Annotated in this window: 13 protein-coding genes and 1 other RNA gene; 4 read left to right on the top strand and 10 right to left on the bottom strand. The window is 45.9% G+C overall.

Going from position 1 to position 14,753, the window contains the following annotated elements:
* The first annotated feature begins 191 nt into the window (after nucleotides 1-191).
* Both OH459_RS09095 and OH459_RS09090 read left to right on the top strand, forming a co-directional pair.
* Entirely contained in the window at nucleotides 192-1,520 is a 1,329-nt protein-coding gene (locus OH459_RS09095) for an aspartate aminotransferase family protein (protein WP_269986425.1), read from the top strand.
* Entirely contained in the window at nucleotides 1,514-2,359 is an 846-nt protein-coding gene (locus OH459_RS09090; protein ID WP_269986424.1) for a 3-keto-5-aminohexanoate cleavage protein, read from the top strand. Before OH459_RS09095 ends, OH459_RS09090 begins: the two co-directional genes overlap by 7 nt.
* A 177-nt stretch (nucleotides 2,360-2,536) precedes the next feature.
* Here the strand turns inward: OH459_RS09090 and OH459_RS09085 are convergent, their stop codons facing one another.
* The 6 genes from OH459_RS09085 to smpB all read right to left on the bottom strand — a co-directional run bounded on the left by OH459_RS09085 (nucleotide 2,537) and on the right by smpB (nucleotide 8,899).
* Nucleotides 2,537-3,904: a Na+/H+ antiporter NhaC family protein gene (locus tag OH459_RS09085; RefSeq protein WP_005447666.1), complete on the bottom strand. Its 1,368-nt coding sequence runs from the start codon at nucleotides 3,902-3,904 to the stop codon at nucleotides 2,537-2,539.
* 179 nt (nucleotides 3,905-4,083) lie between these two features.
* On the bottom strand, nucleotides 4,084-4,659 hold the full coding sequence (locus OH459_RS09080) for a DedA family protein (RefSeq protein WP_029789196.1): 576 nt from the start codon (nucleotides 4,657-4,659) through the stop codon (nucleotides 4,084-4,086).
* A gap of 145 nt (nucleotides 4,660-4,804) precedes the next feature.
* Complete coding sequence (locus tag OH459_RS09075; RefSeq protein ID WP_269986423.1) at nucleotides 4,805-6,847, bottom strand: FUSC family protein; 2,043 nt, start codon at nucleotides 6,845-6,847, stop codon at nucleotides 4,805-4,807.
* 99 nt (nucleotides 6,848-6,946) lie between these two features.
* A complete protein-coding gene (locus OH459_RS09070) occupies nucleotides 6,947-7,840 on the bottom strand; it encodes a LysR family transcriptional regulator (RefSeq protein ID WP_114321550.1) in 894 nt (297 codons plus the stop codon).
* A gap of 137 nt (nucleotides 7,841-7,977) precedes the next feature.
* Nucleotides 7,978-8,345, bottom strand: a transfer-messenger RNA (tmRNA) gene (ssrA, locus tag OH459_RS09065).
* Between the two features lie 68 nt (nucleotides 8,346-8,413).
* Nucleotides 8,414-8,899 (bottom strand): SsrA-binding protein SmpB, encoded by a 486-nt coding sequence (gene smpB / locus OH459_RS09060; protein ID WP_005440253.1) that lies wholly within the window; start codon nucleotides 8,897-8,899, stop codon nucleotides 8,414-8,416.
* A 118-nt stretch (nucleotides 8,900-9,017) separates the two neighbouring features.
* On the opposite strand from smpB, the gene OH459_RS09055 reads away from it, so the two are divergent.
* Nucleotides 9,018-9,461, top strand: a complete 444-nt coding sequence (locus tag OH459_RS09055) for an SRPBCC family protein (protein WP_005447659.1) — start codon at nucleotides 9,018-9,020, stop codon at nucleotides 9,459-9,461.
* A complete protein-coding gene (locus OH459_RS09050) occupies nucleotides 9,451-9,807 on the top strand; it encodes an RnfH family protein (protein WP_005447657.1) in 357 nt (118 codons plus the stop codon). The genes OH459_RS09055 and OH459_RS09050 overlap by 11 nt, the downstream gene beginning before the upstream one ends.
* 135 nt (nucleotides 9,808-9,942) lie before the next feature.
* Here the strand turns inward: OH459_RS09050 and bamE are convergent, their stop codons facing one another.
* From bamE to nadK, 4 genes are all read right to left on the bottom strand, one after another.
* Nucleotides 9,943-10,302 carry an outer membrane protein assembly factor BamE gene (bamE, locus tag OH459_RS09045; RefSeq protein WP_005447656.1) on the bottom strand — a complete coding sequence of 120 codons (360 nt, stop codon included), beginning with the start codon at nucleotides 10,300-10,302 and terminating at the stop codon, nucleotides 9,943-9,945.
* Between the two features lie 249 nt (nucleotides 10,303-10,551).
* Nucleotides 10,552-12,216, bottom strand: a complete 1,665-nt coding sequence (gene recN / locus OH459_RS09040) for a DNA repair protein RecN (RefSeq protein ID WP_049535692.1) — start codon at nucleotides 12,214-12,216, stop codon at nucleotides 10,552-10,554.
* Nucleotides 12,217-12,384: 168 nt separating this feature from the next.
* Entirely contained in the window at nucleotides 12,385-13,572 is a 1,188-nt protein-coding gene (locus OH459_RS09035; protein WP_005447654.1) for a DUF3103 domain-containing protein, read from the bottom strand.
* 242 nt (nucleotides 13,573-13,814) lie between these two features.
* Complete coding sequence (gene nadK, locus OH459_RS09030; RefSeq protein WP_005447653.1) at nucleotides 13,815-14,699, bottom strand: NAD(+) kinase; 885 nt, start codon at nucleotides 14,697-14,699, stop codon at nucleotides 13,815-13,817.
* Nucleotides 14,700-14,753 lie beyond the last annotated feature (54 nt).

Genomic DNA, 14,753 nt, shown 5'->3' with positions numbered 1-14,753 from the left:
TAAAACACCTTCCATCTGTTACTTGATCTTAATGATAATTATTATCATTTATAAATCAAGGCTTCTTATACGTTTTTATCGTTACTCCTGCGTCTATTCCAAATGCTCATCGCGGTTAACTTTTCTTACCTTGCGTATAAATCGCATCTTCCTGACTATGCTTAGCAAATAGTCACTAGGAAGGGACGCTCATGTCTTATGTGTTTCACCGCCATTGTCACGCCAAGTTGCCTACTATCGCCAGAGGGGAAGGGGTTTATCTGTTCGATAGCCAAGGTAATCAATATCTCGATGCTTGCGGTGGCGCTGCCGTATCAAACCTTGGGCACAGCCACCAAGCTGTTAAACAAGCCATGCTCGACCAAATCGAAAAAGTACCTTTTGCTCATACTGGCTTTTTTACTAGTGAAGTAAGTAAGCAGTTGGCTGAGTTGATTTGCCAGCAAATGCCATCGCAATTCAATCACGTCTACTTAGTCTGTGGGGGCTCTGAAGCGGTTGAATCTGCACTAAAGATGGCAAGACAATACTTTGTGGAATGTGGTAAGCCAGAGAAAAAGCAGTTTATTGCTCGCCAGCAAAGTTATCACGGTAATACGCTTGGTGCGTTGGCTGTTGGTGGTAACGAATGGCGGCGTGAGCCTTTTAAACCCATTTTGCACCCAAGCCATCACATTGCGCCGTGCTATGCCTATCGTCATCAAAGAGAAGGTGAATCAGAGCTCGATTACTCACTGAGAGCTGCCAATGAACTTGAAGCTAAAATTTTAGAACTGGGCTCGGATAACGTCATGGCGTTTGTTGCAGAGCCGATTGTTGGCGCAACAGCTGGCGCAGTACCTGCCACTCTAGGTTACTTCAAACGAATACGAGAGATTTGCGATCGCTATGATGTGTTGCTGATCATGGATGAGGTGATGTGTGGCGTTGGTCGTAGCGGTAGCTTTTTTGCTTTTGAACAAGAGCAAGCCGTCCCAGATTTAGTCTGCATGGCGAAAGGATTAGGTGCGGGTTATCAACCTATCGGAGCCGTTGTTGCCAATGACAGAGTCTATCAAGCAATCGCGTCTGGTAGTGGCTTCTTTCAACATGGGCATACTTTTATGGCGCATCCCGTCGCATGCGCAGCCGCCGTTGCAACCATTCAGACCATCGGTGACCAAAAGCTCCTGCAAGCCGTCAACCAACAAGGAGCAATGTTAAAAAGAGAACTCGAGTCAGCACTTTCAGACTTCCCGTATATTGGGGATATTCGTGGTAAAGGGCTGTTTCTTGGCATTGAACTTGTGGCAGACAAAGTAAGTAAAATCCCTCTGCCTAATTCAATTTTGGTAGACAAAAAGATCAAACATCAAGCGATGAAAAATGGACTGATGTGCTATCCAATGGGGGGCACGATTGATGGTGTCAATGGGCATCATATCCTTCTTGCACCGCCTTTTATCATCGAACGAAGCCACATCGACGAGCTGGTGGAAAAGCTCACTCGTACACTCAGAGAGGTGTCGCAAACATGGTAATAAATTCCCCTACAGAAAGAGCTCGAATTGCGATTATTGTTGCGCCTAATGGAGCGAAAAAAACCAAGCAAGATCATGCTCAATTGCCGATGAATACTGAAGAAATGGTTGCCGAGGCGAAAGCATGTCAAACGGCAGGGGCTACCATGATCCATTTGCACGCGAGAGATGTGCAAGGCAGGCATTCTCTAGAGGTTGATGACAACTTAGAAATCTACCACGCGGTGAAAGCTGCGGTTGGGAATTCGATGATAGTTCAGCTCACAACTGAGGCTGTTGGTATGTATTCACCACAACAGCAAATGGCGCTGATCAAAGCGGTAAAACCAGAAGCCGCCTCTTTTGCTTTGCGTGAACTGATTCCTGATGAGCAGAGTGAGGAGCAAGGTCTTATCTTTTTTGATTGGGTCGCTTCTCAGGGCATTCTCAGCCAAATCATTTTGTATGATCAGGCAGACATCGAGCGCTATTTCTCCCTAAGAGAGCGAGGCGTTTTACCAAAGCAAAACCAACACGCGTTAGTGGTACTTGGTCGATATCATGAGGCTCAACAATCTTCGCCATGGGATTTACGGGCACTGCATTTGGAGCGCTTTATCGAAGAGAACGTTAGATGTGCCGTATGCGCGTTTGGCGCGAGAGAGCAAGACTGTTTAACCCATGCAATGTTACTGGGATTGGATGTTCGGGTAGGCTTTGAGAACAACCATTTGAGTTCGGATGGTCAGCTCGCGAAAAGCAATGCAGAGCAAGTTCGGCGATTGAAAGAGATTTGTGAATTGCTCGATGTGCCCCTGCATGATGCGGAGAGTTTTCGCCTTAGCCTGAGTGGTAGTTGATTTGAGAGATTCCCGACTCAGTCGTTCCTCCTTCTCGAGAATGACGGAATTAGCCTTGGTTGATGCTTTGTTTTACATAGCGTCATTATCTAGAGCGGCGAAGGAGCGAGTAGGGAATCGCTTCTTTTCTTAAGACACAAAAAAGGCTCCAATCGGAGCCCTTCTTCAAAGTTAATTTTAGCTTTCAGTCTGAGGGACAGGCTGACGTGCCGGATGCTTGATAAACACCGCCACGATAGCTGCAATTGCAAGCGCGAAACAGTAATAAGAGTTCGCGACAACTTCTAGTGGAGAAAGGTTAAATACCGAGCCCAATAGCAGAACTTGCGCACCGTATGGCAATACACCTTGGATAACACACGAGAAAATGTCCAACAAACTTGCAGAGCGACGCGGTGAAACGTTGTTCTCTTCTGCCAGCTGACGAGCCACGCTACCTGATACGATGATGGCAACGGTGTTGTTGGCGGTACAGGTATTCACCATCGAAACCAGACCAGCAATACCGAGCTCACTTGCACGACCATTTGCTTCTTTCGAGTGGCTAGAGCCAAACGTACGGATGATGCCGCTCACTAGGTTAGTTAGAAACGCGAGACCGCCTTGGCGACGCATAAGCTCACTCAGACCACCAATCAGCATGGATAGCAGGAAGATCTCTTGCATGTTGCCAAAGCCTGAGTAGATGTCTTGTGCGAAGTTGGTTAGACCGTAATCATCGATAGAAGACAAGCTCACGCCGCCTGCCAAAACGATACCAATAGTAAGCACGACAAACACATTCATGCCTGATACAGCAAGGATAAGAATCGTCACATATGGCAGCACTTTCAACCATTCAATAGGACCGGTTTCTGGTACTTGAGTCGCTGTGCTGTTGAAGGCGAAGATCACAAGCGCAACCAGTGCTGCTGGTAGTGCGATACGGATGTTCTCTTTGAATTTGTCCTTCATCTCACAGCCTTGAGAACGGGTTGCCGCAATCGTGGTGTCTGAGATGATCGAAAGGTTATCACCAAACATTGCGCCGCTAAGCACTACACCAGCAGTCAATGGAAGACTCATACCTGCTGATTGAGCAATGCCCAGAGCAACAGGCGCAACTGCTGCGATGGTACCCATTGAGGTGCCCATCGCTGTCGCAATAAATGCAGAAATCAGGAAGATACCCGGCAAGATCATGCTAGTTGGAATCGCAGAAAGACCAAGGTTAACTGTCGCATCTACGCCGCCAGACGCTTTTGCAACTGCAGCAAAGGCACCGGCAAGCAGGTAGATCATACACATCGCGATGATGTCTTGATGACCAACGCCACGCATAAAGTGTTCGATAGAGCGATTGAGTTTGTCTTTGCTTAGGATGAGCGCAAGGATCACAGCAGGCAATACCGCGATAGGCGCTGGCAGTTGGTAGAAGGCGAAATCAACGCCTTGCAAGGATAAGTAAGTGCCCACGCCAATAAACAGCGCAAGGAATAGCACTAAAGGTAAAAGTGCGACCGCTGATGGTGCGATTGCTTTATTAGAATTTTTAGAACCAGACATGTGAACGACAACATAATCAACAAATAAGGCGAGCAGACTAATCTGACACCAAAGACTTGTCAACGTCTAGACGTCTAAATGGCTGGTTATTTTTAATCGAAAAGACCAAGAAAAAAGGCTCACATAACATATCTTATTGATACTGTGAGCCTTTGTAGAATTTTACTTGTGTAGAGTATTTATGCTTTTTTTCGTTTGAGGAGCGCGAAGATCATCAGTGAGAACAACAACGCTGCGCTCGACCAAACCACGTAGCGATGCTCGGTATAGAACTGGCTGAGAACGCTTAGATGCTCAAACGCAAAGTTAGTGAGCAAACTGAACACGGCAACCCAAATGGTGGTTGCAAGGGCGTTGCCCAATAAGAACTCTTTACGCGACATCTTAGCAATGCCACAAGCAAGCGGCATAAACTGTTTCATTCCTTCAATAAAGCGGCTGACAACCAAGCAAGCAGGACCATACCTCTGAATTGTATTTTGTAGCTTCAGCATTTTAGGGCCAGAAATATAGCCTTTCTTGTCTAACCAACCTTCAAAGTAATAGCCAATCAGGTAGCCGCACGTGTTGCCAAAAAAGCAACTCAACCAAGAGACTATCATCACTAGGCTAAGGTTCATGACATGCTCAGATGAGATGATAGACGCCGCAATCATCAGCGATTGCCCCGGCATCGGAATGCCAATACCTTCAAGAAAGATGCTGACGATAAGGGCGAGATAGCCATATTGCTCAAGCAGCGGCTTCATCGCCATCAGTAAATCATTAATGTGTTCCAAATGCTTTCCTCTAACCAAAGTGGAACGAAGCTGGAGTGATACTCCTGTTAGTTAGCTTGGTCAATCGACGTTGTTCTCAAATAGTCAAATCTGACATTCCGTTGATAATAGTGGCGCGTATTTAGTCTTTTAGGTTACGCCTTACTAAGTCGTGCATTTGCTTAATCGTCATCAATGCTAACCAGATGATCTCTTCGACAGAGCGCTGTCCTGCGGTCGAGGAGGGATGATTGGCATCGGTTTTATTGCTCAGTGCTGGCAGCTCATGAACACGATTGTCACGAATCGTACTGATCAACGCATCCATCGCATCATGAATCAGGCGTTCTACTTGCAATGAACCTTGGTAATGGGTGCCCCCTCTCACTAGAGGGATCAGCAAGCAGAGGTAGTGACTCAACAAGCGATAATGGCTCAACATATCTTCATAATAATGCGGATCGGCGCGAGTGTGCCTTGGCTCTTGCTGCATCTCGTTGTAAATCAGTTCAAGATCGCTTTCTGCAGTGAGCATGGCGGCACGTTGCTTAGTGAGCGCCATGTGATCACGTTGCTCTGTGTCGACTTGTAACTGCTCATAGCAATACACAAATAAGCTTTTTGAACTATCGAGCGCTTTTAATGCTTGGGTATGAATCTCCTTACCTCGCCACTGCGGCCACAATAATCCATAACCAAGTAGGACAATTGCGCCACCGACGACATTGTCGATCAAGCGCGGAGCGGCAAAGTCGAGCCCCTGGTGTGCCATGGTTTGATAAACCAAAATCAACAGCGCGGTAATACAGCCAATCGCCAGCGAGTAATGGCGCATAATATTGAGCATTGCGATGGGTAATAGGAGCGCGATTAATACCAACAGGATGGTCGTTGGTACGCCAAGATGAATCAAAGAGGTGGCGAAGAGTACCCCAAGTGCCGTGCCTAAGCTGCGTTGCCAAGTTTTACTTCGGGTTGCCAAGAAACTCGGTTGAATGACCATCAACATGGAAATCAACACCCAATCCGGGCGAATCAATTCAAAGTATTCAGCAATCCCAGCTCCAAGAGCGAACATCAAACCAACGCGAGTCACATGGCGCCAAATTGGGTTGCCTCGACTTGGCAAACGAAAAGACAGCTCGAATGGTTGCACCTCAAAGGAGCGTTCATAAGCGGGCTCATTGAGCTCAATACGACGAGAAATATGCTTTACCGCGTATGCCCAGTAGCGAAAGCGAGGTTGGTCTTCTAACTTCACCGCCTCAATCAAATCATGGGCTTCCTGCTCTAGTGAGCTCAAGTGTTCCATCTCTTCATGCGTGTTATGTAAAAGCTGCTTGGCTTTGTGTCTTAATCTTTGCTGGCAGTGTTGGCTCCAAACCAAGAGCAGATCTCGTTTCGGTTTACTGGATTGAAATTGCTTAAGCAGATCAGGGTTGCTGGTATGGCTGCTCAAGACGACTTCAAATGTATCGAGCGCCAAAAACAAAGCCTGACGTAGAGAGTTGGCATCTTCATGTTTCGAGCGAAAAGATTCTGATTGCAGTGCTTGTTGGAACAGTTCAATCAACTGATATTTGATGCGTCGTTTCGGAGCATCGGTTTCGCTTCCAAGTAAGAAAGCTTGGCGATATTGAATGTAGTCCGCTAGCGTCTCGTAAATCGCAGAAAGACAAACACGCAGCGCGTAATGTTTCCATAAGGCAAACCAAAGCCAACTGAACAGCGCAAAAGTGAGTGGTCCCAACACCAACATAGGATAGAGACCAAGTACCGCGCTGGAATTATGTAGTGACAAGCTCACGACCGCGATCAGCAAGCTCGACATGCCAAGACGTCCCCAAAACGGACCATTCACTGCTGTACTCGCCAATATTGCTCCCATCGCGCCGTAAGTTAGCCACAGCGGTAAGCCCATATTCAGCAGAGCATAACTGATGACGAGCGTAATGCTCCACGTAAAAGCGGTAATCGCAAAGCGTGTCCAGCGTCTAGGACCGGCAGTGTCTAAACCGCTGATCAATGCTGCAGGCATGGTCATTAAAGCTGTCATGGCGAGATTGATTTGGTTGAATAGCACACCCAATCCCATGAATATGACAATCGCGCTGGTAGCACGCAAACCAAGGTTGACAGAAGGGGAGTACCAGATTTTACGCAGAAAGGCAGGAGATAACGTCATAAACCCTCATTACAGTTGGCAACACCTTCAGTGTAACGCGAATATCTTTACATGTGCTGGCTTCAACCACAGTTTGAAAAATTGAAGCGGAGTCGTTATCTAACCGACGCCTTCTCCAAGTTGAGTAAATAGCCAATCAGTGAACAGCGAGACTTTTCGCGCCGCTAGACGGTAGTTCGGCACAAATACGTAATAGCCATAATGGCTATGCATACGCAATTGTTGGATGTGGTAGACCTCATCTCTCGACATCGCCTGTTGCACCATAAAATCAGGCAGGAGGGCAAGCCCTTTGCCAAGCTTTACCGCTTCATAAGAAAGATAGAAATGCTCATGACCGACAGGGTGATAATGAATCGCGCTTTGCAGAGATTGCTCTAGTTTGAACTGCTCCCACAACTGCGGGCGCGTTGTTTGAGGAATAAAAGCGAAATCCGTAATGGATTGTTTGTCGTTACACGTTGAAGAACTTGATGAGCCCGTTAGCAGCAGCGTTTCTTGACGCAACAATCGACCATGTTCGTAGTGACTAGAGAGAGGAAGGCAACGGATGGTGATGTCGCTGTCTACGTCTAACTGATTTATTGGACCATCACTGGTGCGAACTTTAACGCGGATATCAGGATGGATTTGATGGAATGCATCAATGTTTGGCACCAACCACAAACTGGCGAAAGAAGGCGTAACATCAACCACCAATAACTCTTGCTCTGTGTTGGTTTGAATCAAGCTTGCCGTCGCATGTTGGATTATCTCCAGCGCTTCGGTCACCTTGGGTAAGTAACGTTTTCCTTCTTCGCTGAGTTCAATACCATTGATACCACGCTGAATCAAAGGTAACCCAACCAGTTGCTCTAACGTCGCAATTTGTTTGCTCACGGCACCTTGAGTTACGCACAAACTCTCTGCCGCTTTAGAAAAACTCAGATGGTTAGCAACTGCAACAAAGGTTCGCAGCGCACGAATAGAAGGGTACTCACTGCCTTTTAGCATAAACTCATGTCCATTGATGAATGCTTAACCACAGACTAAGAGATTTTGGCTAGGAATCAAAGCGATGAGTTGAGGGGAAATACGAATCGCAGATACAAAAAGGGCCAACCCTTTCGAGTTGGCCCTTTCCAAACGTTTGGTGGAGCTGGCGGGAGTTGAACCCGCGTCCGAAAACCTTTCATCATTGGTACTACATGCTTAGTCGATCTTTAAATTCACCACCCACCTGCGAACCGACACGCTAATGAATGACTATCCTGAATTAAAATTCGCCGTTCATCTCTCAGGCGGGAGAATCCGGGCTAGCGCGTTTGGGTTTGATCCCTCGTTGGTCCCCGTCTTACGTGCGGAAGCTAGGGCGAGAGAGCTCTGAGCAGGTTATTAAGCTGCTAGTGCGTAGTTTTCGTCGTTTGCGACTATTTTTTTGCGGTTTGTTAACGAGGCCTACCGCACCTCGGCATGCACCTCAGACTTCTGAATTCCCGTCGAATCCTAAATCAGCCCCAGAGGTAATATCGGCATAGTAACAGAAAAGCCTAAGCTGTCCAGTACTATGCGTCTAAGTGGTCAAGTTTAACGCAGTGAACTCTTCATCACGCGTGCTTTTTCACGAGCCCAGTCTTTTTCTTTCAGATCGGTACGTTTGTCGTGAAGTTTTTTACCTTTCGCAACACCGATTTTGATCTTCACCCAAGAGCGAGACCAGTACAGTGACAATGCGGCTAGCGTCATACCTTCACGGTTGATGCGACCAAGAAGGTTGTCGAGTTCACGACGACTCATCAATAGTTTGCGCACACGTGTAGGGTTTGCGACAACGTGAGTAGAAGCTTGGTTAAGAGGCGTGATGGTCATTCCGCTGACAAAAGCTTCTCCGTCACGCATGAAAACGTAGCTTTCAGCGATATTGGCTTTACCTTGGCGAAGTGCTTTCACTTCCCAGCCTTGTAGCTCCAAGCCTGCTTCAATTTCATCGTCAATGAAGTATTCGTGGCGAGCTTTTTTATTCAGCGCGATAGTGTTGCTACCCGCTTTTTGCTTTGATTTTTTCTTTACCATAATGGACTCATTATACGGGTTGGATATGGGTTAGGAAATCCTTTTATTTGCGCTATCGTGGAATAAAAGTAGAATTGGCACAAGCCTTAAACATGTACGCGTATCGATAGGAGTGTGTATGAAGCAAATCAGCCGTTCTGCCTTGGTGTCTTTTAGTGCAGAGCAGATGTTCGATCTGGTCAATGATGTTTCTAAGTATCCTGAGTTTCTACCTGGTTGTTCAGGTTCACGAATCATTGAGTCTTCGGACGATGGTATGGTGGCTTCTGTCGATGTAGCAAAAGCAGGTATCAGTAAGACATTTACAACCTCTAACGAGATTATTCCGGGTCAAGCGATCATGATGAATTTGGTCGATGGTCCATTTAAGACACTGCGTGGTGGTTGGATCTTCACTGCTTTGGATGAGCAGGCGTGTAAAGTGGAACTGAAGCTTGAGTTTGAATTCTCAAGCAAGATGATCGAAATGGCTTTCGGCAAGATTTTTAATGAGCTAACCAATAACATGGTGAATGCTTTTACCAAACGCGCGAAACAGGTGTACGAGTGCTATGAGTATTGAGTCGGACATGATTCACGTGGAAGTGGTTTATGCGCTTCCTCAAGAGCAGCGTGTATTCAATTTGGTGGTAAACAATCAAGCAACGGTTGAAGATATTATCCGCCAGTCGGGTGTGCTTGAGCTATACCCGGAGATTGATTTGAAGAAGAATAAAGTCGGTGTTTACAGCCGTAACGTGCGATTAGATGCAACGGTACGCGACAAAGACCGTATCGAAATTTACCGCCCACTATTGGCAGATCCAAAAGAGATTCGTCGTAAACGAGCGGAGCAAGCAAAGGCCGCTGGTAGTGCAGACCCTGTGACAGGCGGTAAGCCCAATGCTTTGAGAAAAGCTGAGGAATAATGCTTTTGATTACGAACAACGCCTCCCAATTGGGAGGTGTTGTTTTTTGTGGGGCGAACTTTCCTTGCTCTGTTGAGCAGAAATAAAAAAGCCTCCGTCAGGAGGCTTTAAGAATACAGTGAAAATAAAGGTTGCTTACTGAATCTTCTCGTAAAATGCATCGCTTTTCGGGTAGTCACCAGTGATGTCTGCCAGCGTGCCTTGGTCGTTAAACTGAACGATAAGATCTTTTTGCACTGAGTCACCGTGACCAGGAGTGTGGTGGTAAATGTAGTACCACGTATTCGGGTAGCCATTTTCAACCAACATAGGTGAACCAAGAACGTAGCGAACCTGTGCTTTAGTCATCCCAAACTTTAATTTATCAACCGCACTTTGTTCTACGTAGTTGCCTTGGTTGATATCAATGCGATAAACCAGTTTTTCCAATACCGAACATCCTGTCAGCAATGTCATTGCTAATGGTACGGCAACTAACCACTTCTTTAATTGCATAATAATTTCTTAGTAACCTTTAAAATACTGCGCTGATAATAAACAAGCTCGACGCAGATGTAAAAAGCTATGCGTCGTATGGTAGGGAATCTGACAACGAATTTTGAGTTGAGTTGCATTTATTCGCTGAGATTGAACAATAATTGGCGGAACATTGCGCATTCGTTTAGCGAAAAGCAAAAGTACTGGGGCAGTTGAAATGGGAGAGAGCCACTGAACTGATTGATATGCGGTGGCTCAGTAATAATCTTAAGCAGCGATAAGCAGTTCTTTAGCATTTGCCAATGTAGAATCTGTAATTTGACTACCACCAAGTAGACGAGCTAATTCTGCCACACGTTGCTCTTCATCTAGTGAGCGCATTTGTGTTTCAGTTTGACCACCTTTGGTGTGTTTTGCGACAAACATTTGCTGATGACCACAACCTGCGACTTGAGGTAAGTGGGTGACACACATTACTTGGGTCGACTCTCCTAGTTTGCGCAGCATCTTACCGACAACAGCGGCGGTTGGACCACTGATACCTACGTCTACTTCATCGAAGATCAAGCTTGGAGTATCTACTTTCTGCGCGGTGATCACTTGGATGGCTAATGAGATACGTGATAGCTCACCACCCGATGCCACTTTAGCGATGGGTTGCAATGGCTGACCTGGGTTGGTTGAAACCAAGAAGCAGACGCTGTCCATTCCCAGCGGTGATGGGTGGGTATTTTCGTTGTTCACTTCAATGCTGAATACCGCTTTCTCCATGCTCAATTCGTGCATGCTTTGTGTGATCAGTTTGTTCAACTCTTTTGCGTAGCGACTGCGTGATTTGTGCAGTTTTTCCGCTTGGGTCAAGAAGCTTTGATATTTTTGTTCAACTTCTTGAGCGAGTTCATCCAAACGTTCATCAGAGCAATCGAGCGCTTCGATTTGAGCCAACAGATCTTGATGGTGTTGATATAGCTCATCAGGCATAACGTGGTGTTTACGAGCCATTGACATCACTTTAGAAAAGCGTTCTTCGACATAAGCCATGCGACCCGGATCGACATCAATGCCATCAAGGTAGCTGCGAAGTTCGTTTTTAGTTTCTTCTAGCTGGATCATTGCTTCTGCCAGCATATTTGGTAGCTCTGCTAATTTCTCATCCAATTCAGCTAATTGAATTAGGGAGTGATTGGCCGATTGCAAAATACCAAGCGCATTGACTTCTTCACCTTCGTAAATAAGTTCGATGGCTTGCTGACAGGTAGCGGCAAGTTCACCGCTATTGGACAGTCGTTTGTGCTCTTGTTCGAGCTCTGCGAATTCTTCTTCACCTAGCGATAACTCATTCAGTTCTTTGATTTGGTATTCGAGCAACTGCTTTTGTGCCTGATTTTGCTGGCTGTTCTCTTTTAGTTGCTTGAGGTTATTGTCTGCCTGACGCCAATGCTGGTAAGCACTGCGTGTGCCTTTTAATAGGTTTAAATGTCCTGCATATTGGTCAAGCATTGCCATTTGGTGCTCGCTCTTCATCAATTGATGATGTGCGTGCTGTCCATGGATGTTGATCAACAACTGCCCAAGAGATTTGAGTTGTGAAAGTGGGACTGGGCTGCCGTTGATGAAGGCTCTAGAGCGACCTTCTTTGGTGATGATGCGACGCAAGATACACTCGCTGCCATCAAGCAGGTCGTTATCTTCTAGCCAACGCGTTGCGTGTAGATTGTTATCCAGTAAAAAGGCAGCGCTGACTTCTGTTTTCTCTTCGCCTTGGCGCACCATACCTGCATCGGCACGTCCGCCTAAACAAAGACCTAACGCATCAATTGCAATAGACTTACCTGCACCTGTTTCACCAGTAATGGTGGTCATGCCCTTTGAAAGCTCGAGCTGTAAAGACTTAACAATCGCAAAATTATTAACACTTAGATGAGCCAGCATTTTTATTTACCTGTATAACTGAACAATACTGTATAAGAAAACAGTATATACTGTTTCTTTATACAGTAAAGTCAGGTGCGGTATTTTTTCTTAAAGAAGCGGCTTTTTGTGATGAAGAGAAGAAAAATAGGTCGTGCAAAATGCAACGACCTATTTAAATTGAACAAGTTACGGACGAGTTGGGTTAATGGTGAGCGGTTCTAATGTGACGACTGCATTGACTCCCGCGCCCGGATGGTCGACGTAAGATGTGTCTTGCATCAGGGTGTAGTAAACATCAACGAAATCGTCATCATTGGTCAGAACCCCATCAGGAATTGCATCAATGATCTTGTTGGTGATCTGAGGAATAATGGCATACGCCTGCACCTCTGGATCTGGAATCGCCTTTAATACTTCTTCAGCAACTTGAACGAGCAGTTTTGCCAACTGTTTGTAATCCGTACCGTCATCTTGTTCCATCAATACAATGTCAGCCGCGCCCCAACGGTAACGAGACCAATGAATGATGATTTGATTCGGGTAATAGTCTTTGTTGTCATAATCCAAATATGGAAGCTCGACTAAATCTAACGTCGGCTCGTCGCGACTTGGGTTCACCCCTGTGACGATGGCGTAGATTTCTGCTTTACCCGAGATCCATGGTTCTTGGTCATCAGAAAGACGGATCTTCTTCAGTTGTGTAGTCTGAATTGGTTGAACCGAACTTTCAGCGCTAGCGAGAAGTGGGGAATTAACTTGCTGTTTGTCCGCTAGGTATGGCTGAACCATCGTGGCTTGACCTAAGCTCTTCATCTCAGCTTGCATCGCTTGCAGACCTGCTTTTAGTTCTGCAGAGCTGTTATTGTCGACAACCAATACTGGTACGTCAGGAAGCTGATAGACATCGAGCTGGTGGATTTGACCATATACATCGTACGCTTCGATATACTGCCATTGCGAGTCATCACCGCTTGGCTCGAAAGCAAATAGGGGATCGACTTTCCCTTCTTGCCATACATTTAGCATCTCTTCATTCGCTAGACGGACTTCTAGCAACTGATCTGAGTATTGTTCGATGCCTTTCCATGTGCGGATTTGGTTGTCGGCTTGTACAAGCTGTTTACTGAAAGCAGCTTGAGGCGTTTGTTCAACAAAGGAAGATACTGGGACGCTAGTGTGCTCCGCGGTAATGTCCCTACGTAGCATTGGTTCCATGCTGGTATAGCTCTCACTAAGTTGCTGAGCGAGTGCGCGTTTTGTGTTGGTTATATCCTCGGCTTTTGCGTTTGATATATTGTTAACCTTTGCCTCCTCAGACTGGCAGCCCATAAGCGCTAAAGTACTGAGAGCGGACAATATAATTGTTTTTTTCATAGTGTGTCCTTTGAGATAGTTTGTATGAAATAGAGTTAATATTCTATTCATGGCAAGAATATCACCAGACACCTATCATTCAATTTGCTCTCCAAGATTTGTATAAAATCTGCCCACAAGATCAAATTTTATAAATCTAGATTTAGTAGGTTTTTATTTTGTGTCGCCTTAATCGGGATAGAGTAGAAAGCTGAAATATGAGCAAAGAAAAAAGGTTGATGCTTTCACACCAACCTTTATTGCTAAAACAGTTTGCTCGACCATCCAAGCTTATTTCTTAGTACGTGATAGTAGCTATAGTCTTTCGGGTGGATAAGTTTGAGAACGTTCGGGCTCTGGTAGATGTGTATTTCATCACCTGGAGAGACGGGGAGCGAAACTTGTCCGTCACAACTTACTTCCTGAGTACCGCGGTTTTCTGGTGACACGACCAGTTTGATACGACGTTTGCCATCGACAACTAATGGGCGGCTAGACAATGTGTGCGGGAACATTGGCACTAAAGAAATCGCGTTTAAGCTTGGTGACAAAATAGGTCCACCACCTGACAGGGAGTAAGCCGTAGAGCCTGTTGGAGTAGAGACAATCAAACCATCGGCACGCAGCGAAAACGCAAAGCTGTCATCAATATAAACTTCAAACTCAATCATGTGCGCCACTTGTCCTGGGTGGAGCACGGCTTCGTTTAATGCCGCGTTATGGCTCTTGATTTGACCGTGACGATGGATCTCTGCTTCCAATAAGAAACGCTCTTCTTCTATATATTCGCCTTTTAATACGGCTTTTAATGCTTCTTTGAAATCGTCGGGGTTTAGATCCGTCAGGAACCCCAAGTTACCTCGGTTGACACCAATCACAGCAACATCGAAACGAGATAGAATACGAGCAGCACCCAGCATGTTGCCATCACCGCCAACTACGATAGCGAGATCGGCGTTTTTACCTAGCTCTACGAGGCTAGCAAACTGGCTTTGCGGGATTTCGTCTAAAATTGCAGCAAGGCGATCATCGATAAATACTTGGTAACCTTCGGATGTCAGCCATTCGTATAACTCTCTATGAGTTTGAATTGCCTGCTGATCTCGTGGTTTTCCGATAATCGCGATCACGTTACATGGGTTTTTCATAGCATTTCCGCATTAAAGAGGCTTGAATCAGGAATCTTCATCCCCATAATAATG

Source organism: Vibrio sp. MM46 (genome assembly GCF_027587135.1).
In the GTDB taxonomy this organism is placed as follows: Bacteria; Pseudomonadota; Gammaproteobacteria; order Enterobacterales; family Vibrionaceae; genus Vibrio; species Vibrio harveyi.
Note: the sequence above shows the minus strand (reverse complement) of the source record. Positions and strands in the feature narration are given on the sequence as shown.